This window comes from Pantoea sp. App145, from assembly GCF_047947045.1.
In the GTDB taxonomy this organism is placed as follows: Bacteria; Pseudomonadota; Gammaproteobacteria; order Enterobacterales; family Enterobacteriaceae; genus Pantoea.
On the sequence record NZ_CP133290.1, the window covers coordinates 1,767,543 to 1,788,393 of the forward strand.

The following is a 20,851-nucleotide window of genomic DNA, read 5'->3' on the forward strand; positions in this document are numbered from 1 at the left end:
TCTCGCCGTTCTTCGCCCGGCCTCCTCTGGCCGGGCTTCACTTCAGGTTGGCTATGACTTCTCACTATCTGCGCATTTTTACCCAACGTAACGCCGCCGTTTTACTGCTGCTGGGTTTCGCTTCCGGACTGCCACTGGCGTTAACTGCAGGGACATTGCAGGCATGGATGACCGTTGAGAACGTTGATCTGAAAACCATTGGTTTTTTCTCCCTTGTCGGCCAGGCCTATGTGTTCAAGTTCCTGTGGTCACCGATGATGGACCGTTACACCCCGCCTTTTCTTGGCCGTCGCCGTGGCTGGTTGCTGGTTACGCAACTGGCGCTCATCGGTGGCATTATCGCGATGGGCTATATGCAGCCCTCACGCGATTTAACGCTGCTGGCGGCCCTTGCAGTGCTGGTCGCCTTCTGCTCCGCCTCACAGGATATTGTGTTTGATGCGTGGAAAACCGACATACTGCCGCCCGAAGAGCGCGGCAGTGGCGCGGCAATTACCGTATTAGGTTATCGCCTGGCGATGCTGATTTCCGGCGGTCTCGCGCTGTGGCTGGCCGATCGCTACCTGGGCTGGCAGGCCACTTACTGGTTGATGGCCGGGCTGATGGTGCCTGGCCTAATCGCCACATTGCTGGCAAAAGAGCCGGCGGTCCCGGCCAATGAGCCGCACAGCCTGCGCCAGGCGGTTTCGCTACCACTGAAAGACTTCTTCCTGCGCAACAATGCCTGGTTGCTCATCACGCTGATCATCCTTTATAAGCTGGGCGATGCGTTCGCAGCCTCACTCACCACCACGTTCCTGATCCGGGGCGTCGGTTTTAATGCAGGCGATGTCGGGCTGGTCAATAAAACCCTTGGCTTACTGGCCACCATCGTGGGTGCGCTGTATGGCGGCATGTTAATGCAACGCCTGAGCCTGTTCCGCGCGCTGATGATCTTTGGCGTGTTACAGGCGGTATCCAACTTTGCTTACTGGTTGCTGGCGGTCACTCCACCGCATTTGTGGAGTATGGCCAGCGCGGTATTTATCGAGAACCTGTGCGGTGGGATGGGCACGGCAGCCTTTGTCGCGCTGCTGATGACGCTCTGCAATAAATCCTTTTCCGCCACCCAGTTCGCCCTGCTCTCGGCACTTTCTGCCGTTGGCCGGGTATATGTCGGCCCCGCGGCTGGCTGGCTGGTTGAACTCTGGGGCTGGTCAACGTTTTACGCCTTTACGGTCTTCGCCGGTGTACCGGGCCTGCTGCTACTCTGGGTATGCCGTAACACGCTTCAGGCGATCCAGGAAAGCGGCGAATTTATCACCCGTAGCTATTGCCCGCAGGGGTATCGCTGGACCGTGCGCCTGTTCAGCCTCGGATGTGCATTGCTGGCTCTGTGGTTGCTGGCGCTGGCGCTCGGCGCCGCAGGAATCTGGCAAAGCGGGAATTTGGTCACACATCTGTTTGAGGCAGGAATGGCCCTGGCCTTAATCGCCGTGGCATTTGGGGTGACACTGGATTACCTGGCGCTGCGAAAACACCCGCGGATAAAACAGCATCAGTCTTAATCACTATATTGTGGTTGGCGAAATAATTGACGAAAAAATATCTGCGACTAATTTTAGTAGATAGCATTTTTTCGCAACGACAAAAAGAAACATTAAATTAACAATCGCAGAAAATATTAAAAACCGGTGAGCAATTATTTTGTAGCTTTCTTATCGCATAAATGATGCAAAATTGTTAAATAAATGGGTATTAAAAGTACGGTTTATGCTTTCCCTGTTTTTACTGCGGTTACTATCATTTGTTTTTGTTATATTGACGCCAACTGCTTGTCTCTTTTAATAATTTGTCACCCTACGCAACATCTGTGACACCCTTAGCAAAAGGTGTCAACAGGCTCCTGACACATCCTTAAGCTGGTTTACACTGTATAAACCTTCCCGTAAAATGCGCGCACACTTAAACGACAATAGAGCCCTTTGTCATTGAGGTCGTTAAATGAGACTCAGGAAATACAATAAAAGTTTGGGGATTTTGTCATTAATTGCAGGCGCTGTATTACTCAGCGGCTGCGATAGTGCGTTGTTAAATCCCAAAGGACAGATTGCACTGGAGCAACGTTCGTTGATTCTGACAGCTTTCGGCTTGATGTTGATCGTCGTTATCCCCGCAGTCTTTATGGCGGTATTTTTTGCCTGGAAATATCGGGCGACCAATACCGAAGCGAAGTATAGCCCCAACTGGTCACACTCTAACAAAGTGGAAGCCGTGGTCTGGACCATTCCAATCCTGATCATTCTCTTCCTCGGCGTTCTGACCTGGAAATCAACCCACGCGCTGGAGCCAAGCAAACCGCTGGCCTCTGACGTGAAACCGGTTGAGATCGATGTCGTGGCGCTGGACTGGAAATGGCTGTTTATCTACCCGGAACAGGGTATTGCAACCGTTAACCAAATTGCCTTCCCGGCAAACACGCCAGTCAGCTTCAAAATTACTTCCAACTCCGTCATGAACTCCTTCTTTATTCCTACGCTGGGTAGCCAGATCTACGCGATGGCGGGCATGCAGACCAAACTGCACCTGATCGCCAACGAGCCGGGAATTTTCGACGGTATCTCTGCTAACTTCAGTGGTCGCGGTTTCTCTGGTATGAAGTTCAAAGCCATTGCCACCAAAGACGATGCGGAATTCCAGCAGTGGGTCGCCAAAGTTAAAGCGGCACCTGACACGCTGACCACCATGGATGATTTCGAGAAACTGGCTGCGCCAAGCGAAAATCACCCGGTGGAATATTTCTCAACAGCCAATCCAGAACTGTTCAAGCAAGTTATTGATAAGTTCAAGATGAGCCACGGGAAGATGGACATGCCTGCAGGCATGGACATGAGTCACGCCGGAGCCGAGGAATAATACGATGTTCGGAAAATTAACACTGGATGCAGTGCCGTACCATGAGCCGATTATCATGGTCACGGTTGCCGGTATCATCATAGGTGGTCTGGCTGTCATTGCAGCCATCACCTACTTTGGTAAATGGCAATATCTCTGGTCTGAATGGCTGACGTCAATCGACCATAAAAAACTGGGTGTCATGTACATCATCATGGCGTTTGTCATGCTGCTGCGCGGCTTCGCCGATGCGGTGATGATGCGTACCCAACAGGTTATGGCTTCCGCCGGGGAAGCAGGCATACTACCACCACACCACTACGACCAGATCTTCACCGCCCACGGCGTGATCATGATCTTCTTCGTGGCGATGCCTTTCGTGGTCGGTCTGATGAACATCGCTGTACCGCTGCAAATCGGTGCACGTGACGTTGCCTTCCCGTTCCTGAACAACCTGAGCTTCTGGTTCACTGCGATCGGTGTGATCCTGGTTAACCTGTCGCTGGGTGTGGGCGAGTTCGCACAGACTGGCTGGCTGGCCTATCCGCCGCTTTCGGGTGCGGAGTACAGTCCTGGGGTCGGGGTCGATTACTGGATCTGGAGTCTTCAGCTATCTGGTATCGGGACCACGCTGACCGGTATCAACTTCTTCGTGACCATTCTGAAGATGCGTGCGCCGGGCATGGACCTGTTCAAAATGCCGGTATTTACCTGGGCTTCCCTGTGTACTAACGTCCTGATCATCGCTGCGTTCCCGGTTCTGACCGTCACGCTGGCACTGTTGACCCTCGACCGTTACCTCGGCTTCCATTTCTTCACCAATGAAATGGGCGGTAACATGATGATGTACGTCAACCTGATTTGGGTCTGGGGTCACCCGGAAGTATACATCCTCGTTCTGCCGGTATTTGGTGTCTTCGCTGAAGTCACTGCGACCTTCTCGAAAAAGCGTCTGTTTGGTTACACCTCTCTGGTGTGGGCGACCATCGCGATTACCGTACTGTCGTTCATCGTTTGGCTGCACCACTTCTTCACCATGGGTGCGGGCGCGAACGTAAACGCCTTCTTCGGTATCATGACGATGATCATCGCGATTCCGACCGGCGTGAAAATCTTTAACTGGCTGTTCACCATGTATCAGGGTCGTGTCGAGTTCCACTCAGCAATGCTGTGGACTATCGGCTTCCTGGTCACCTTCTCTATCGGTGGTATGACAGGTGTTCTGCTGGCGGTACCGGGTGCGGACTTCGTCCTGCACAACAGCCTGTTCCTGATTGCGCACTTCCACAACGTCATCATCGGTGGTGTGGTGTTCGGTTGTATGGCTGGCGTGACCTACTGGTTCCCGAAAGCCTTCGGCTTCACCCTGAACGAGACCTGGGGCAAACGCGCCTTCTGGTTCTGGATCATCGGCTTCTTCGTTGCGTTTATGCCGCTGTACGCGCTGGGCTTCATGGGTATGACCCGTCGTATCAGCCAGGACATCGATCCGCAGTTCCACTCACTGCTGGTAGTTGCCGCTTGCGGTGCTGCGCTGATTGCCTGTGGCATCCTGTGCCAGCTGATCATGTTCTACGTTTCTGTGCGTGACCGCGACCAGAACCGTGACCTGACCGGTGACCCGTGGGGCGGTCGTACGCTGGAGTGGGCAACCTCTTCACCGCCGCCGTTCTACAACTTTGCTGTAATCCCGCACGTTCACGAGCGCGATGCTTTCTGGGAAATGAAAGAGAAAGGCGAAGCGTATCAGCAGCCGGCTAAATATGAAGAAATTCATATGCCGAAAAACAGTGGTGCAGCCATTGTTATCGCTGCCTTCGGTACGATCTTCGGTTTCGCGGCTATCTGGCACATCTGGTGGCTGGTGGTTGTTGCCTTCCTGGGCATGATCATCTCCTGGATTGTGAAGAGTTTCGATGAAGACGTGGATTACTACGTACCGGTTGCGGAAATCGAGCAGATCGAGAAGAAGCACTTTGACGAAATCAGCAAAGCAGGTCTGAAATAATGTCAACTCAAACTGTGACGACACACCACCACGACGCCCATGCGGAGCATGGGCATCACGATGCAGGAGCCAATAAAGTCTTTGGTTTCTGGATCTACCTGATGAGTGACTGCATCATCTTCGCAACCCTGTTTGCGACTTATGCAGTCATGGTCAACAACACTGCCGGTGGCCCGGCAGGTAAAGATATCTTCGAACTGCCGTTTGTACTGGTAGAAACCGCGCTGCTGCTGCTGAGCTCCATTACCTACGGTATGGCAGTTATCGCGATGAACAACCAGAACAAGGGCGCGGTCATCAGCTGGCTGGCGTTGACCTTCCTGTTCGGTGCCGGATTTATCGGGATGGAAATCTATGAATTCCATCACCTGATCATGGAAGGCTTCGGTCCAGACCGTAGCGGCTTCCTGTCGGCATTCTTTACCCTGGTTGGTACGCACGGTCTGCACGTCACCTCTGGTCTGATCTGGATGGCCGTTCTGATGTTCCAGATCTCCAAACGTGGCCTGTCGGCGACTAACCGCACTCGTATCATGTGTCTGAGCCTGTTCTGGCACTTCCTCGATGTGGTGTGGATCTGCGTATTCACCATTGTTTATCTGATGGGGGCCATGTAATGAGTCATTCTGTAACTGACCATGGTGCATCTCACGGTAGCGTGAAGTCCTACATGATTGGCTTCATCCTGTCGATCATCCTGACGGCAATCCCGTTCTGGATGGTGATGGATGGCAGCGCTTCTCACGGCACCATTCTGGGTGTGGTTCTGGTGTGTGCGGTGGTTCAGGTGCTGGTGCATCTGGTTTACTTCCTGCATCTGGACAGCAAATCTGAGGGTGGCTGGAACATGGTGGCCATTGTCTTTGCGGCAGTTATTATCCTGATTGTCGTCGTAGGCTCACTGTGGATTATGTGGAACCTCAACTACAACATGATGGTCCACTAAGAGTCGCTCATGATGATTAAGCAATACCTGCAAGTAACAAAACCAGGAATTATTTTCGGCAATTTAATTTCTGTGATCGGTGGATTCCTGCTGGCCTCCAAAGGCAGCATTGATTACACCCTGTTCCTCATCTCACTGGTTGGTGTATCGCTGGTCGTTGCATCCGGTTGTGTTTTCAACAACGTGATTGACCGCGATATCGATATCAAGATGGAGAGAACGCGGAATCGAGTGCTGGTGAAAGGCCTGATCTCGGCGAAAGTAAGCCTGGTTTATGCAACCGCATTAGGTATTGCTGGCTTTGCGTTGCTTTATTTCGGAGCTAACCCGCTGGCCATGTGGCTGGCGGTGCTGGGCTTCGTGGTATACGTCGGCATTTACAGCCTCTACATGAAGCGTAATTCAGTCTACGGTACGCTGATTGGTAGCCTTTCCGGCGCAATGCCGCCGGTGATTGGCTACTGTGCGGTAACCAATGAGTTTGATGCTGGCGCGCTGATTCTGCTGGCGATCTTTAGCCTGTGGCAGATGCCGCATTCCTATGCGATTGCCATCTTCCGCTTTAAAGATTACCAGGCAGCGAATATTCCGGTTCTGCCGGTAGTGAAAGGCATTTCAGTGGCGAAGAATCATATTACGCTGTATATCCTGGCGTTTATGATTGCCACCCTGATGCTTTCGCTGGGCGGTTACGCTGGCTACAAATATCTGGTGGTTGCTGCGGCAGTGAGTGTCTGGTGGCTTGGGATGGCGCTTTCAGGTTACAAAACCTCAAACGACAAAGTTTGGGCGCGTAAACTGTTTGTGTTCTCAATTGTTGCTGTCACTGCATTGAGCGTGATGATGTCGGTGGACTTTATGACCCCGGCGTCAAAAGACCTGCTGACTTACGTCTGGTAATTCTGCTCCGCAAGACCATGAAAGGGCGCGAATTTCGCGCCCTTTCTTTTTGTTACCACTGCTTAAGAACAATTGTTTTACCCGCCCTGCCCTGCTCCCTAAAATAAGTGCAGCAAACTTACAGAGGTTGGAATGAACGACAATAAAATGACTCCAGTAGAGCTGCGCGCTACATGGGGCTTAGGTACGGTTTTTTCCCTGCGTATGCTGGGAATGTTTATGGTGCTGCCGGTACTCACCACTTATGGCATGGCGTTACAGGGTGCCAGTGAAACGTTGATTGGTCTGGCAATTGGTATTTATGGCCTGGCACAGGCGGTTTTTCAGATCCCTTTTGGCTTACTCTCCGACCGTATCGGTCGTAAACCGCTGATTGTCGGCGGCTTGCTGATGTTTGTGCTGGGTAGCGTGATTGCCGCTACCACCACATCCATCTGGGGTGTCATTCTTGGCCGTGCGTTGCAAGGTTCGGGTGCCATCGCGGCTGCGGTGATGGCCCTGCTGTCTGACCTCACCCGCGAACAGAACCGCACCAAAGCGATGGCCTTTATCGGCATCAGCTTTGGCGTCACCTTTGCCATCGCTATGGTGATTGGCCCGATTGTGACCCATGCACTGGGTCTGCACGCACTGTTCTGGATGATTGCCATTCTTGCCAGCCTTGGCATTGTCATTACTTTGCTGGTGGTACCCAATGCACCGCATCATGTGCTGAACCGTGAATCCGGGATGGTGAAAGGCAGCATTCGTGCGGTATTGACCAACACCAGGTTGGTGAAACTCAATATCGGCATTCTGTGTCTGCATATCCTGCTGATGTCGAGCTTTGTAGCCTTGCCGGGTCAGTTTGAGCAGGCTGGCCTGCCAGCCTCTGAGCACTGGAAGGTTTATCTGGTGACCATGCTGATCTCCTTCGTCAGCGTGATTCCGTTCATCATTTATGCCGAAGCGAAACGCCGCATGAAGCGCGTCTTCGTCAGTTGCGTCGCCTTAATTGTCATCGCTGAAATCGTGCTATGGGGTGCAGGCAATCACTTCTGGACGCTGGTGATTGGTGTGCAATTGTTCTTCCTCGCCTTTAACCTGATGGAAGCGATTCTGCCGTCATTGATCAGCAAAGAGTCGCCGCCAGGTTACAAAGGCACCGCGATGGGAATCTACTCCACCAGCCAGTTCCTTGGGGTGGCGATTGGCGGCAGCATGGGCGGTTGGGTATTTGGTCATTTTGACGCACAAACGGTGTTTCTGGTCGGCGCGGTGGTGGCAGCCATCTGGTTATTTGTCAGTATGTCAATGCAGGAACCGCCCTACGTCAGCAGCCTGCGTCTGGTACTGAGCGATGCGGTGCTGGCGGTGCCGAACCTGGAAAAACGTCTGAAAGCACAGCCGGGCGTTGCCTCGGTGTTTATCGTGCCGGAAGAGAAAAGTGCTTATATCAAGATAGACAGCAAGGTGACGAGCCGCGTCGAACTGGAAGCGCTGCTCGCCAGCAGTTAAAACCAAGCCCGACCTTTGCGTCGGGCTTGTTGTTTACAGCGACATATCTACCACGATACGCCCTTCGATTTTACCCGCATGCATACGCGCAAAGATGTCGTTGATGTTGACCAGCGGCTCCACGGCGACATTGGCTTTCACCTTGTGGCGACCCGCAAAATCGAGCGCTTCCTGCAAATCTTTACGGGTACCAACGATCGAACCGCGCACCGTAATGCCGTCCAGCACCATATCAAAGATCGACAGATCAAACTTGCCCGGTGGCAGACCATTCAGCACCATGGTACCGCCGCGACGCATGGTTCCCAGCGCCTGTTCAAACGCTTTAGGTGACACCGCCGTCACCAGCACACCATGCGCACCGCCAAAGCTTTCATGGAACACTTTGGCCGGATCGACATTTTTCGCATTGGCGACCACGCTGGCACCGAGGCGTTTCGCAAACGCCAGCTTCTCGTCATCAATATCGACAGCGGCAACATTCAGCCCCATGGCTACCGCGTACTGAACCGCCATATGCCCCAGCCCGCCAATACCGGAAATCACCACCCAGTCACCCGGCTTGGTATCGGTCATTTTCAGCCCTTTGTACACCGTCACACCGGCACATAAAATCGGCGCGATTTCATTGAATTCGATGTTATCAGGCAGAATACCAACGTAGTTTGCATCCGCGAGGCAATATTCAGCAAAGCTGCCATTAACCGAGTAGCCCGCGTTTTGCTGCGACAGGCACAGCGTCTCCCAGCTATCAAGACAGTATTCGCAATGGCCGCAAGCCGAGTAGAGCCAGGGCACACCGACACGATCGCCCATTTTCAGATGTTTCACGCCCTCACCTAACGCCACGATTTGACCAACGCCTTCATGGCCAGGAATAAACGGCGGATTCGGTTTGATCGGCCAGTCACCTTCGGCAGCATGCAGGTCGGTATGGCAAACCCCGGTGGCAGCGATTTTCACCAGCACCTGACCCGGTCCAACGGACGGTACCGGCACGTCTTCAATCACCAATGGTTCACCGAATGATTTCACAACTGCCGCTTTCATCGTGCTTTTGATCTTCATAGTCATCAATTCACTCTCCAAAAGGGTCTGATGTGGGCCTAAAAGAGGCCCAGTGGTGCGATGTCGTAGCTAACAAGCAGGTTTTTGGTTTGCTGATAGGCGTTGAGCGCCATCTTATGGGTTTCGCGTCCCACCCCGGATTGCTTGTAACCGCCAAAAGCAGCGTGTGCCGGGTAGATGTGGTAGCAGTTGGTCCAGACGCGACCGGCTTTAATACTACGCCCCATGCGATAAGCCAGATTAGTGTTTCGTGTCCAGACGCCTGCACCGAGGCCAAATTGCGTCTGGTTGGCAATCTCCAGCGCTTCGGCTTCATCTTTAAAGGTGGTGACACCGATCACCGGCCCAAAGATCTCCTCCTGGAAGCAACGCATCTGGTTGTCACCTTTGATCAACGTCGGCTGAATGTAGAAGCCGTTATCAAACGCAGGTGCAATGCTGGCGCGTTCACCGCCGGTGAGGATCTGGCCGCCTTCCTGACGCGCTATATCAATATAGGAGAGAATCTTATCGAACTGCTGACGGGAAGCCTGGGCACCGATCATAGTTTCGGTATCCAGCGGATCGCCGCGGCGAATTGTGGCGATCTTCGCCATCACGCGCTCCATAAAGGGAGCGTAGATCGACTCATGGATCAGGGCGCGTGACGGGCAAGTACAGACTTCGCCCTGGTTGAAGAAACCCAGCACCAGTCCTTCCACTGCTTTCTCGATAAATTCCGGTTCACCGTCCATCACATCAGCAAAATAGATGTTGGGTGACTTACCCCCCAGCTCCACGGTACAGGGAATAATGTTCTCCGCTGCACAGGCCATGATATGACGGCCCACCGGTGTCGAGCCGGTAAAGGCGATTTTGGCGATGCGTTTACTGGTCGCCAGCGCTTCACCGGCTTCGCGGCCAAAGCCCTGCACCACGTTAAGCACACCCGCCGGGAACAAATCGCCAATTAACTCCAGCAGCAGCGTAATACCCAGCGGGGTCTGCTCAGCCGGTTTCAACACCACGCAGTTACCCGCCGCCAGCGCCGGAGCCAGTTTCCACGCTGCCATCAGCAGTGGGAAATTCCACGGGATAATTTGCCCGACCACACCCAATGGCTCGTGGAAATGATAGGCAACGGTATGTTCATCAATCTCTGCCGTGCTGCCTTCCTGCGCCCGCAGGCAACCCGCGAAGTAGCGGAAGTGGTCAGCTGCCAGCGGCAGATCCGCATTCAGGGTTTCACGGATAGGCTTACCGTTATCCCAACTTTCGGCAACGGCCAGCATTTCCAGATTGGCTTCAATCCGGTCGGCCACCTGTAACAGCAGGTTAGCACGGTGCTGGGCACTGGTTTTTCCCCAGGCGTCGGCGGCCTGATGAGCAGCGTCCAGTGCTAAGTCGATATCACGCGCGTCCGAACGAGGGAACTGCGCAATATCGCTGCCATCAACTGGCGAGGTGTTGGTGAAATATTGGCCGCTCCGCGGCTCTATGAATTTGCCCGCAATGTAGTTGCCGTAAGTCGCTTTAAAAGAAACCAAAGCGCCGGGCGTGCCGGGATGTGCATAACGCATCGCAAACTCCTTAATGTAGGGTCAGATGTTCTGGAGCTGGCAGCGGCAACCTGAGGGTCACAGGTTGAACAGCCCGCTGCCGGATAGGTTATTGCACCAGGCGTGCCAGTTTTTTTTAGTTGGAGATAATCTAAAAAATGATAATGTTAATCAGTCGGTTATAAATGGATTACCCCTGGCGAGCGCAGGGGATAGTGCGGTAAAAATCGCCATCTGTGTTGCATATCGCAACACCAAAAAAACCAAATAGCTACAATGTCGCAACACTTTGCTAAGGCATGAGGTTACCAATGCAGGGAAATTCATCCGTCGCGATTGCACCAGCCGTAGATTCCACTCCGCTTCTGAGCGATTCCTGGTTCCGCAGCCAGCTTTACGGTCTTGATCGCACCGCTGATGATTTTCCCCGTGTACGCCAGGGCGAACTGGCAGACCTGCTGGCGAATAATCTTGGGTTACAGCAGTTTGCCCAGCCAGTGATCAAACAGCTGGCGCAAAAGATGGCAGAACTGCAATCGGTTGTGATTCTCTCCGATGCCAGTGGCATGGTGCTGCATACCTTTGGCGATATGCAGTCGATGGAAAAAGCACAACGTTATGCGCTGGCGCCCGGCAATTTATGGAGCGAATGCGGACGCGGTACCAATGCCATCGGTACCGCACTGGCGATTGACGACGGCTGCGAAATCGATGGTCATCAGCACTTCCTGACGCGCAATCAGGGGTTGTACTGCGCCGCCATGCCGCTGCAGATGCCCAATGGTCAAATTGCGGGCGTGCTGGATATCTCCGGCCCGGCTCACTTCCCTCATCCGCAAACCTTTAGTTGGGTAAAAGCTGCCGCGAAACAAATTGAGTATCTGTGGGTGAAGCAGAGCCTGCATCCACAGCAGTGGCTGATGAGCCTGCATCGCGAACCGCAGGGCATTGATACTAGCGACGAGCTGCTGCTGGTGTTTTCCGATAATGTATTGATGGCAGCTAATCGCCTGGCAATGCGGGAACTGGCACTCAGCGCTGAGCAGCTCGGTTGTCTGACTTTCCAGCAACTGTTCCCGCAGCAGGAGCAGGCCGCCAACACCATCCCGCTGCCACTGCATTATGGCGCGCAAGCCTGGTATTTCCGTCTGCGCGCACCGCATCGCACCCATTTTGCTACCCCGGCAGATCCGCACAGCGACCTGCCCTTCTCACTACGTCGTGACGGCGAAAAAATGGTGCGTCTGCTAAATGCCGGGGTTTCATTGTGTATTCACGGTGAAACCGGCAGCGGCAAAGAGTATGTCAGCCGGGCGTTGCATCAGCAGAGCCGCTGGCGCGAGGGTAAATTTGTCGCCATTAACTGTGCCGCCATCCCCGAATCGCTGATTGAGTCCGAATTGTTTGGCTATCAGCCGGGTGCCTTCACCGGTGCAGGTAAAAATGGCTACATCGGTAAGATCCGTGAAGCCGATGGGGGCGTGCTGTTCCTCGATGAAATTGGCGATATGCCGCTGGCACTGCAAACCCGTCTGCTGCGGGTATTGCAGGAAAAAGAGGTGGCGCCGCTGGGCTCCAGCCGCAGCTGGCCAGTAAACTTTGCAGTGATTTGTGCCACCCACCGCGATCTGGCGCAACGCGTTGCTGAAGGTGAGTTCCGGGAAGATTTACTTTATCGCCTGCAGGAATTCTCGATGACCATCCCGCCGTTGCGTGAATGGCCGGATCTCACCGGGTTCATTCACCGCCTGTGGCTTGAGCTGGGGGGCGGAGAACGCGATATCCAGCTGGCACCCGCGTTGCTGGCTTCCCTGGCACAGCTTCCCTGGCCGGGCAATGTGCGTCAGCTACGCAGCCTGCTGCGCGTGTTACTGGCGCTGGCGGATGAAGGGGAAGAAGTCAGTGAAGTGCATTTGCCAGCCGAATACCGCAGGGCGGCCCCGGTGGCTGAGGACAGGCAAAGTCATGATGAACGGCTGATTGCCGCAACGTTGCAACGCTTTAACGGCAATATCAGCAAAACCGCCGAGGCGTTAGGTGTCGCGCGCAGCACGCTGTATCGTCGTGCTGCACGCGACAAACGCGATTAATCGCGGAAGTTTTTGAACTGGAAAGGCTGGCCGAGGTTGCCGCCGCGCACCAGTGCCATAGCGCCTTGCAGATCGTCACGCGACTTACCGGTCACGCGCAGTTCATCACCCTGAATCTGGGTCTGCACTTTGAGTTTGCTGTCTTTAATCAGCTTAACCAGTTTCTTCGCCACGTCGCTTTCGATGCCTTTTTTCAGTTTGGCTTCGACGCTCCAGCTTTTGCCGCTGTGCTCGATCTCTTCCGGGACGTCAATCGCTGCCCCTTCAATCCCGCGCTTCAGCAGTTTTTCTCTTAAAATATCCACCAGCTGTTTGACCTGAAAATCAGACTCCGTGGTGATTTTGATGGTCTCATTCTTTTCGTTCAGCTCAATGCTGGCGCTGACGTTGCGGAAATCAAAACGGGTAGACAGTTCACGGCTGGCATTTTCCACCGCATTACGGACTTCCTGCAATTCGACTTCGGAAACGATATCGAAAGATGGCATCTTGTCTTCTCCTGACGCTAAAGTGACATGCATAATACGCGTCTTGTCGCGCTAATAAAACACGATACGCCGAAAGCTATACTGATAGTGTGTAGTGAAAACAATAACCCGCCAGCGGGAGGCAAAATGAAAATTACCGTGTTGGGTTGCGGCGCCCTGGGTCAGATTTGGCTCGCCGCCCTCGCACGCCAGGGACATGATGTTCAGGGCTGGTTGCGGGTGCCGCAACCCTATTGTTCGGTCAATGTGATCGATCCTGAAGGACAGGTCAGCAACCACACTTTTATCGCCAATGACCCGCTGTTTCTGGCGGAAAGCCAGTTATTGCTGGTGACGTTGAAGGCACCCCAGGTTTCACCGGCGGTGAAAAACCTGCAAAGCGTACTGCCCGCCCATGCGCCAATTCTGCTGTTGCATAACGGCATGGGCACGCTGGATGAGCTGAAGGATATCCAGCAGCCGCTGCTGCGCGGTATTACCACCCATGCGGCAATGCGTGATGGCACAGTGATCAAGCATGTGGCGCAGGGCATTACTCATATCGGCCCGACCAGCCGCGAGAGTGAAGCGCTAAGCGATATCGCCGATATCCTCCATCAGGCGCTGCCGGATGTCGCCTGGCATAACCACATCGCCGCTGCCTGCTGGCGCAAGCTGGCGGTCAACTGCGTAATCAATCCCATGACAGTGGAACACGATTGCCAGAATGGCGCGCTGCGCGCTTATCCTGAACAGATTGCAACATTGTGCGAAGAAATCGCCTGGGTGATGGAGCGCGAAGGCCATCATATTGCCGTCGATAATCTGCGCGACATCATCTATGACGTGATCGACACCACCGCCGCCAACGTTTCATCGATGCTGCAGGATGTACGTGCGCAACGTCAGACCGAAATTGATTACATCACCGGCTACCTGCTGCGCCGTGCACGGGCGCAGGGCATCGCGTTGCCGGAGAACACCCGAATGTATGACCTGATTAAACGCAAGGAGTCCCAATATGAGCACGAACGCATCGGTTCTGGTTTGCCTGGCACATGGCAGTGAAGAGACCGAAGCGGTCACCACCATCGATTTGCTGGTGCGTGGCGGTTTACAGGTCACCACCGCCAGTGTCGAAAGCGATGGCAGCCGGGAGATCGTCTGCTCGCGTGGCGTCCGCCTGCTGGCCGACGCGCCGTTAGTGGAAGTGGCGGATAATGATTTTGCCGCCATCGTCCTGCCGGGCGGTTTAACAGGCGCAGAAACCTTTCGCGACAGCCCATTGCTGGTGGAAACCGTGCGTCAGTTTCATCTTTCCGGGAGGATTGTCGCGGCGATATGCGCCGCGCCCGGCACGGTGCTGATACCGCATGATCTGTTCCCGGTGGGCAATATGACCGGCTTTCCCGGTCTGAAAGCAACCATCCCGGAAGGGAAATGGATGGAGCGTCGGGTGGTGTGGGATCCGCGTGTCAATCTGCTGACCAGCCAGGGACCGGGTACCTCGATTGATTTTGCGCTGAAGCTGATTGATTTGCTGGTAGATAAGGATAAAGCGCGCGAAGTGGCGTCACAGCTGGTGCTGGCGGCCGGGATTTATGATTATCAGGAATCGTAGCGGTGCAATTTATTGCGCGGTTCAATAAAACCCGCGCGATAAATCGCGCCGCTACAGAGGTTTATCGACGTTACGGTCGATAAACCTTCACATTGGTAAAGCCCTGCTCATGCAGGTACAGCGCCTGCAAACGGCTCATCACGCCGCGATCGCAATACAGCAACCAGGTTTTGCTCTGGTCAAGATCGCCAAACTGGGTGCTGAGTTTGTAGAACGGCAGTGATTTCACTTCTACGCCTTCCAGCGCCAGCGGGGTGTCATCCTGTTCATCAATCGAGCGGATATCCAGCACCACATCATTATTCGTGAATGACGCCACCGTCTCCACTTCCGCCACTTCTTCATCAGCCTGCTCGGCAATGTCGCGGATATCAACGTTGCTGGCTTCCTGCACCACGCGATCGAGAATGGCGAAATCGAAATGCTGTTCTTCCGCTTCGATCTTCGCTTTCACCGCTTTCACCGTCGGGCTTTTCGAAATCACGCCACAATATTCCGGCATGGTACGGGCAAAATCTTCGGTGCCAATCTCACGCGCCAGTTTGATGATGTGTTCTTTGTCGTGCGAAATCAGCGGACGCAGAATCAGTGTGTCCGATGCGTTGTCGATCAAACGCAGGTTGGTTAGCGTCTGGCTCGATACCTGGCCCAGCGCCTCGCCGGTGACCAGCGCCTGCACGCCGTAGCGTTCAGCAACCATTGACGCGGCACGCACCATCATACGCTTCAGCACCACGCCCATCTGGCCGTCGTCAACCTTCTCCAGAATCTCGCCCACCACCGGTTCAAAATTGATGGCAACAAAACGCACGCGATGTGAACGTCCAAAGCGATGCCACAGATAATGCGCCACCTGACGTACGCCAATTTCATGCGCTGCGCCGCCGAGGTTGAAGAAGCAATAATGCACGCGGCAGCCACGACGCATCAGCATGTAGCTGGAGACACCGGAGTCAAAACCACCGGAAATTAGCGACAGCACATCTTCCTGGGTACCAATCGGGAAGCCGCCCAGCCCCTCATAACGACCGGTGATCAGCAACAGGCGATCATTTTCAATCTCCAGATTGACCGTTTCATCCGGGTGATTCAGCTGCACGCGCGCGGTTTCGATATGCTGGTTCAGACCGCCACCGACATAACGCTCCACATCCTGCGAGCTAAAGTCGTGTTTGCCACGACGCTTCACACGCACACAGAAGCTTTTGCCTTCGAGACGGTCACGATATAACGCCAGCGTCTGTTCGAAGATGTTATGCATGTCGGTGTATTCATGATCTTCCACCGCCAGCACATGATGAATGCCAGGAATGCGCGTCAGCTCGGCAATCACCGTTTCGCGCAGCGACTCATTCTTCGCCCGTACCACAATATGGTCCCAATGACGCACAACCGCGACGTCATCATCCAGGGTACGAAGAATGTTACGAATGTTCCCGGTCAGAATCTTGATAAAGCGCAGTCGAACCGACTGACTCTTGATGGTGATTTCGGGGAAGAGCTTGATGATAAACTTCATGGCGACACAGGTTCGTTTGGGCAAATAAGTGCTAAAAGCATCGGCACTTAGCTGTTAAAATCATATAATTGCGGGTTAAGCAGGAGCGCCCGCATCCGAGGCGCGAGAGTATATCACCTTTGTCAGGTGACTTCTTCTGCAACCGCAGTCACATTCATTATTTTGCTAATTAATCCTCGTCGGCTACCATGACCGACTGCAAGATGATGTCCCAACCTGTGAGTCGACACTGATTATGCCGAAAAAAGCCGAAGCGCCCGCCAGTTTTGAAAGCGCAATACAGCAGCTGGAACAGATCGTCAGCCGCCTGGAGAGTGGTGAGCTGCCGCTGGAAGAGGCGCTGAAAGAATTTGAACGCGGCGTTCAGCTGGCACGTAGTGGTCAGCAAACCCTGCAACAGGCTGAGCAGCGCGTGCAGATTCTGCTCAGCGATGATAAAGACGCTACGCTCGCCCCTTTTACCCCGGAAGATAACTGATGGATTTTCCTGAACTGCTGAGCGCCTATCACGAACGGGTGAACCTTGCGCTGACGCGCCTGTTAGATCCACTTCCTTTTCAGAGTTCTCCTCTGGTGAATGCCATGCAATATGGGGCACTATTAGGCGGTAAACGTCTGCGCCCTTTTCTGGTCTACGCCACGGGTGAGATGCTGAAGGCCGATCCGGCCAGCCTGGACGCGCCCGCTGCGGCGGTTGAATGTATCCATGCTTACTCTTTAATTCATGACGATCTGCCCGCGATGGATGACGATGCGTTGCGCCGCGGGCAGCCAACCTGCCATATTAAATATGGTGAAGACACGGCGATTCTCGCTGGCGATGCCCTGCAAACTCTGGCGTTTTCTATTCTGGCCGACCAGCCTATGCCTGGCGTCAGTGCAGAAGCCCGTATTAGCATGATCTCGGAACTGGCGCAGGCCAGTGGCGTGGCAGGGATGTGCGGTGGACAAGCGCTGGATCTTGCCGCTGAAGGGAAAAACATTGACCTGGCGAAGCTGGAGCAGATCCACCGCCATAAAACCGGCGCACTGATTCGCGCCGCAGTGCGCCTTGGCGCGCTGACGGCAGGTGAGCAAGGCCGCGCTGCCCTTCCGGTGCTGGACGTGTATGCTAATGCCATCGGGCTGGCGTTTCAGGTCCAGGATGACATTCTGGATGTGGTTGGCGATACCGCCGTACTGGGTAAAACCCAGGGTGCCGATGAGGCACTAGGCAAGAGCACCTATCCGGCGCTGATGGGGCTGGATAATGCCCGTCAAAAAGCCTGGGACCTCTATCAGGAGGCGCTGGGCGCGCTGGATATTCTGGCCGCGCAATCATTCAACACCACAGCATTACAAGCGCTGGCTAGCTTCATAATTGAACGCGATAAATAACTTTCATAATGAGTCTCTGATGAGTTTTGATATTGCAAAATACCCGACACTGGCGCTGGCAGGCACGGTACAGGAATTACGTTTACTGCCAAAAGAGAAGCTTCCGGCTTTGTGTGACGAGCTGCGTCAGTATCTGCTGGACAGCGTCAGCCGCTCCAGTGGTCACTTCGCTTCGGGTCTGGGCGTCGTCGAGCTAACAGTGGCGCTGCATTATGTTTATAACACCCCGTTTGACCATCTGGTGTGGGACGTCGGGCATCAGGCTTACCCGCATAAAATTCTGACCGGACGCCGCGATCGCATCGGCACCATTCGGCAGAAAAATGGCCTGCATCCCTTCCCGTGGCGCGAAGAGAGCGAATACGACGTACTGAGCGTCGGTCACTCATCCACCTCCATCAGCGCCGCTCTGGGTATGGCTGCCGCTGCCGAGCGTGAAGGCAAAGGCCGCCGCACCGCCGCCATCATTGGCGATGGTGCGATCACCGCAGGCATGGCGTTTGAGGCCATGAACCACGCGGGCGACATTAAGCCGGATATGCTGGTGGTCCTCAACGATAACGAGATGTCGATCTCTGAAAACGTGGGGGCGCTCAACAACCGTCTGGCGCAAATTCTTTCCGGTAAAACCTATTCCCGCCTGCGCGAAGGTGGCAAACGGGTGCTCGACAACCTGCCGCCGATTAAAGAACTGGTCAAACGTACCGAAGAACATCTGAAAGGTATGGTGGTGCCGGGGACGCTGTTTGAAGAACTCGGTTTTAACTACATCGGCCCGGTAGACGGTCACGATGTACTGGCGCTGGTCAGTACGCTGAAGAACATGCGTGACCTGAAAGGCCCGCAGTTCCTGCACATCATGACCAAAAAAGGCAAAGGCTACGCCCCGGCGGAAGAAGATCCGATCACCTGGCATGCGGTCCCCAAATTCGATCCGGCCAGCGGTTCCTTGCCGAAAAGCGCGGGCGGTTTACCGAGCTATTCAAAAGTATTCGGCAGCTGGCTGTGCGAGATAGCTGCGGATGACCCCCGTCTGATGGCGATCACCCCGGCGATGCGTGAAGGCTCCGGCATGGTCGGTTTTTCCCGCGACTATCCACAGCAATACTTCGACGTAGCGATTGCGGAACAGCACGCGGTGACCTTCGCTGCGGGTATGGCTATCGGCGGCTACAAACCGATTGTGGCGATTTACTCCACCTTCCTGCAACGTGCCTACGATCAGGTGATCCACGATGTGGCGATCCAGAAGCTGCCGGTACTGTTTGCCATCGATCGTGGCGGTATAGTCGGCGCGGATGGACAAACCCACCAGGGTGCGTTTGATCTGGCGTATCTGCGTTGCATTCCGGGAATGGTGATCATGACGCCAAGCGACGAGAACGAATGTCGCCTGATGCTGTACACCGGTTACCATTATCAGGAGGGTCCGAGTGCAGTGCGTTATCCGCGCGGCACCGGCACCGGAGCAACGCTGGACCCGCTGGCAAGCCTGCCGCTGGGCAAAGGCGTAGTGAAGCGCCAGGGCGAGAAACTGGCTATTCTCAACTTCGGCACACTACTACCCGAAGCAGCAGCGGCGGCAGAAGCACTGCATGCCACCCTGGTCGATATGCGTTTTGTTAAACCGCTGGATGAAGCGTTGATCGCTGAACTGGCGGGCAGCCACGACGCGCTGATCACCCTGGAAGAAGGGGCGATCATGGGCGGCGCGGGCAGCGGCGTAAACGAGTTTGTCATGGCGAAGCGCCTCGGCATCCCGGTACTGAACCTCGGCCTGCCTGATGAGTTCATCCCGCAGGGTACCCAGGAAGAAGTGCGTCATGATTATCAGCTGGATGCCGCCGGTATTCAGCAGCAAATCACCGCCTGGCTGGCACAATAGTCCCCTACCCGCTCATCGACCGATGAGCGGACCTGCTGCTATGCTTAGGGATCGATTTCCCTTAAGCATCGCAGCAGGAGCCTTCATGAAAACCATCCCCTTAGGCAACACCGACTTACAGGTTTCACGCCTGTGTTTAGGCTGCATGACCTTTGGCGATCCGATGCGTGGTAATCACGCCTGGACGCTGCCGGAGGAAAGTGGCCGCCCCCTGATTAAACAGGCACTGGACGCCGGAATTAATTTTTTCGATACCGCCAATTCCTATTCCGATGGCAGCAGTGAAGAGATTGTCGGACGGGCGTTGAAAGATTTTGCCCGCCGCGAAGATATCGTTGTCGCCACTAAGGTTTATTTTCCGCTGAGTAATCTGTCGCAGGGCTTATCACGCAAAAATATCCTGCAATCGATTGATGACAGCCTGGCACGCCTCGGCATGGAGTATGTCGATCTGCTGCAGATTCACCGCTGGGATTACGACACGCCGATTGAAGAAACGCTGGAGGCGCTGCATGACGTGGTTAAAGCAGGTAAAGCGCGTTATATCGGCGCATCATCAATGCATGCGTCGCAATTTGAGCAGGCGCTCCAGTTGCAAGCGCGTGAAGGCTGGGCGCGTTTTGTCAGCATGCAGGATCAATACAACCTGATTCAGCGTGAGGAAGAGAACGAAATGCATCCGCTGTGCCTGCGTGAAGGGATTGCAGTACTGCCGTGGAGCCCGCTGGCGCGCGGCAAACTGACACGCCCGTGGGGAGAAACCACCGCACGTTCCGTTTCGGATAATGTGATGGCAAAACTCTACAGCAACACCGAAGAGAATGATGCCGCCATCGCGGAACGTCTTGCCACCATCGCCGCCGATAAAGGCGTGACACGTGCTCAGGTTGCGCTGGCGTGGCTGTTACATAAACCGGCAGTGACTGCGCCGATTATCGGTGCTTCACGCGCCGAGCAGTTTGATGAGCTGGTGAAAGCGGTGGATGTGGAACTAAGTTCAACCGATATCGCCGAACTGGAGACGGTTTATCAACCGCACCCGGTGGTGGGGTTCGAATAGC

General features: G+C 54.5%; 18 protein-coding genes. 14 read left to right on the forward strand and 4 right to left on the reverse strand.

Features of this window, described 5'->3' with window-relative positions:
* Nucleotides 1–53 precede the first annotated feature (53 nt).
* The 7 genes from ampG to RCF31_RS08170 all read left to right on the forward strand — a co-directional run bounded on the left by ampG (nt 54) and on the right by RCF31_RS08170 (nt 8,225).
* A complete protein-coding gene (gene ampG, locus RCF31_RS08140) occupies nt 54–1,547 on the forward strand; it encodes a muropeptide MFS transporter AmpG (RefSeq protein ID WP_416413024.1) in 1,494 nt (497 codons plus the stop codon).
* A gap of 436 nt (nt 1,548–1,983) precedes the next feature.
* The gene (cyoA, locus tag RCF31_RS08145) at nt 1,984–2,895 is read left to right on the forward strand and encodes a cytochrome o ubiquinol oxidase subunit II (protein ID WP_299456972.1); all 912 of its coding nucleotides are present in this window, start codon (nt 1,984–1,986) and stop codon (nt 2,893–2,895) included.
* 4 nt (nt 2,896–2,899) lie between these two features.
* Nucleotides 2,900–4,882, forward strand: a complete 1,983-nt coding sequence (gene cyoB, locus RCF31_RS08150; RefSeq protein WP_299456974.1) for a cytochrome o ubiquinol oxidase subunit I — start codon at nt 2,900–2,902, stop codon at nt 4,880–4,882.
* A complete protein-coding gene (locus RCF31_RS08155) occupies nt 4,882–5,499 on the forward strand; it encodes a cytochrome o ubiquinol oxidase subunit III (RefSeq protein WP_084873146.1) in 618 nt (205 codons plus the stop codon). Before cyoB ends, RCF31_RS08155 begins: the two co-directional genes overlap by 1 nt.
* Nucleotides 5,499–5,828: a cytochrome o ubiquinol oxidase subunit IV gene (locus RCF31_RS08160; protein WP_084873144.1), complete on the forward strand. Its 330-nt coding sequence runs from the start codon at nt 5,499–5,501 to the stop codon at nt 5,826–5,828. The genes RCF31_RS08155 and RCF31_RS08160 overlap by 1 nt, the downstream gene beginning before the upstream one ends.
* A 12-nt stretch (nt 5,829–5,840) precedes the next feature.
* Complete coding sequence (cyoE, locus tag RCF31_RS08165) at nt 5,841–6,728, forward strand: heme o synthase (RefSeq protein ID WP_084878335.1); 888 nt, start codon at nt 5,841–5,843, stop codon at nt 6,726–6,728.
* A gap of 132 nt (nt 6,729–6,860) precedes the next feature.
* Nucleotides 6,861–8,225, forward strand: a complete 1,365-nt coding sequence (locus tag RCF31_RS08170; RefSeq protein WP_416413025.1) for an MFS transporter — start codon at nt 6,861–6,863, stop codon at nt 8,223–8,225.
* 33 nt (nt 8,226–8,258) lie between these two features.
* Here the strand turns inward: RCF31_RS08170 and adhP are convergent, their stop codons facing one another.
* Both adhP and RCF31_RS08180 read right to left on the reverse strand, forming a co-directional pair.
* The gene (adhP, locus tag RCF31_RS08175; protein WP_313682183.1) at nt 8,259–9,299 is read right to left on the reverse strand and encodes an alcohol dehydrogenase AdhP; all 1,041 of its coding nucleotides are present in this window, start codon (nt 9,297–9,299) and stop codon (nt 8,259–8,261) included.
* Between the two features lie 32 nt (nt 9,300–9,331).
* The gene (locus RCF31_RS08180) at nt 9,332–10,852 is read right to left on the reverse strand and encodes an aldehyde dehydrogenase family protein (protein WP_299456982.1); all 1,521 of its coding nucleotides are present in this window, start codon (nt 10,850–10,852) and stop codon (nt 9,332–9,334) included.
* Between the two features lie 290 nt (nt 10,853–11,142).
* Here RCF31_RS08180 and RCF31_RS08185 point away from each other — a divergent pair, with 290 nt between their 5' ends.
* A complete protein-coding gene (locus tag RCF31_RS08185; RefSeq protein ID WP_313682179.1) occupies nt 11,143–12,921 on the forward strand; it encodes a sigma-54-dependent Fis family transcriptional regulator in 1,779 nt (592 codons plus the stop codon).
* Here RCF31_RS08185 and RCF31_RS08190 read toward each other — a convergent pair.
* Nucleotides 12,918–13,409: a YajQ family cyclic di-GMP-binding protein gene (locus tag RCF31_RS08190; RefSeq protein WP_084873131.1), complete on the reverse strand. Its 492-nt coding sequence runs from the start codon at nt 13,407–13,409 to the stop codon at nt 12,918–12,920. The two genes, RCF31_RS08185 and RCF31_RS08190, sit on opposite strands and share 4 nt — an antisense overlap.
* Nucleotides 13,410–13,535: 126 nt before the next feature.
* On the opposite strand from RCF31_RS08190, the gene panE reads away from it, so the two are divergent.
* Both panE and yajL read left to right on the forward strand, forming a co-directional pair.
* Complete coding sequence (gene panE, locus RCF31_RS08195; RefSeq protein ID WP_416413026.1) at nt 13,536–14,456, forward strand: 2-dehydropantoate 2-reductase; 921 nt, start codon at nt 13,536–13,538, stop codon at nt 14,454–14,456.
* Nucleotides 14,410–15,009 (forward strand): protein deglycase YajL, encoded by a 600-nt coding sequence (yajL, locus tag RCF31_RS08200; protein WP_416413027.1) that lies wholly within the window; start codon nt 14,410–14,412, stop codon nt 15,007–15,009. The genes panE and yajL overlap by 47 nt, the downstream gene beginning before the upstream one ends.
* A gap of 70 nt (nt 15,010–15,079) precedes the next feature.
* Here yajL and thiI read toward each other — a convergent pair whose 3' ends face one another.
* The gene (gene thiI, locus RCF31_RS08205; protein WP_416413028.1) at nt 15,080–16,528 is read right to left on the reverse strand and encodes a tRNA uracil 4-sulfurtransferase ThiI; all 1,449 of its coding nucleotides are present in this window, start codon (nt 16,526–16,528) and stop codon (nt 15,080–15,082) included.
* 235 nt (nt 16,529–16,763) lie between these two features.
* Between thiI and xseB the strand changes: the two genes are divergently transcribed.
* From xseB to RCF31_RS08225, 4 genes are all read left to right on the forward strand, one after another.
* Nucleotides 16,764–17,006: an exodeoxyribonuclease VII small subunit gene (gene xseB / locus RCF31_RS08210; protein ID WP_416413029.1), complete on the forward strand. Its 243-nt coding sequence runs from the start codon at nt 16,764–16,766 to the stop codon at nt 17,004–17,006.
* On the forward strand, nt 17,006–17,905 hold the full coding sequence (gene ispA, locus RCF31_RS08215) for a (2E,6E)-farnesyl diphosphate synthase (RefSeq protein WP_084873121.1): 900 nt from the start codon (nt 17,006–17,008) through the stop codon (nt 17,903–17,905). The genes xseB and ispA overlap by 1 nt, the downstream gene beginning before the upstream one ends.
* A 19-nt stretch (nt 17,906–17,924) precedes the next feature.
* A complete protein-coding gene (gene dxs, locus RCF31_RS08220) occupies nt 17,925–19,790 on the forward strand; it encodes a 1-deoxy-D-xylulose-5-phosphate synthase (protein WP_416413030.1) in 1,866 nt (621 codons plus the stop codon).
* A gap of 85 nt (nt 19,791–19,875) precedes the next feature.
* Nucleotides 19,876–20,850 (forward strand): aldo/keto reductase, encoded by a 975-nt coding sequence (locus RCF31_RS08225; protein WP_416413031.1) that lies wholly within the window; start codon nt 19,876–19,878, stop codon nt 20,848–20,850.
* The last annotated feature ends 1 nt before the right edge of the window (nt 20,851 follow it).

Bases quoted from the DNA above. Each gene is read 5' to 3' on its own strand.
- panE (WP_416413026.1), top strand. From the start codon at position 13,536: ATGAAAATTACCGTGTTGGGTTGCGGCGCCCTGGGTCAGATTTGGCTC.
- RCF31_RS08190 (WP_084873131.1), bottom strand. From the start codon at position 13,409: ATGCCATCTTTCGATATCGTTTCCGAAGTCGAATTGCAGGAAGTCCGT.
- RCF31_RS08155 (WP_084873146.1), top strand. From the start codon at position 4,882: ATGTCAACTCAAACTGTGACGACACACCACCACGACGCCCATGCGGAG.
- thiI (WP_416413028.1), bottom strand. From the start codon at position 16,528: ATGAAGTTTATCATCAAGCTCTTCCCCGAAATCACCATCAAGAGTCAG.
- ispA (WP_084873121.1), top strand. From the start codon at position 17,006: ATGGATTTTCCTGAACTGCTGAGCGCCTATCACGAACGGGTGAACCTT.
- adhP (WP_313682183.1), bottom strand. From the start codon at position 9,299: ATGACTATGAAGATCAAAAGCACGATGAAAGCGGCAGTTGTGAAATCA.
- RCF31_RS08180 (WP_299456982.1), bottom strand. From the start codon at position 10,852: ATGCGTTATGCACATCCCGGCACGCCCGGCGCTTTGGTTTCTTTTAAA.
- xseB (WP_416413029.1), top strand. From the start codon at position 16,764: ATGCCGAAAAAAGCCGAAGCGCCCGCCAGTTTTGAAAGCGCAATACAG.
- cyoE (WP_084878335.1), top strand. From the start codon at position 5,841: ATGATTAAGCAATACCTGCAAGTAACAAAACCAGGAATTATTTTCGGC.
- RCF31_RS08225 (WP_416413031.1), top strand. From the start codon at position 19,876: ATGAAAACCATCCCCTTAGGCAACACCGACTTACAGGTTTCACGCCTG.
- cyoB (WP_299456974.1), top strand. From the start codon at position 2,900: ATGTTCGGAAAATTAACACTGGATGCAGTGCCGTACCATGAGCCGATT.
- dxs (WP_416413030.1), top strand. From the start codon at position 17,925: ATGAGTTTTGATATTGCAAAATACCCGACACTGGCGCTGGCAGGCACG.
- RCF31_RS08160 (WP_084873144.1), top strand. From the start codon at position 5,499: ATGAGTCATTCTGTAACTGACCATGGTGCATCTCACGGTAGCGTGAAG.
- RCF31_RS08185 (WP_313682179.1), top strand. From the start codon at position 11,143: ATGCAGGGAAATTCATCCGTCGCGATTGCACCAGCCGTAGATTCCACT.
- cyoA (WP_299456972.1), top strand. From the start codon at position 1,984: ATGAGACTCAGGAAATACAATAAAAGTTTGGGGATTTTGTCATTAATT.
- yajL (WP_416413027.1), top strand. From the start codon at position 14,410: ATGAGCACGAACGCATCGGTTCTGGTTTGCCTGGCACATGGCAGTGAA.
- RCF31_RS08170 (WP_416413025.1), top strand. From the start codon at position 6,861: ATGAACGACAATAAAATGACTCCAGTAGAGCTGCGCGCTACATGGGGC.
- ampG (WP_416413024.1), top strand. From the start codon at position 54: ATGACTTCTCACTATCTGCGCATTTTTACCCAACGTAACGCCGCCGTT.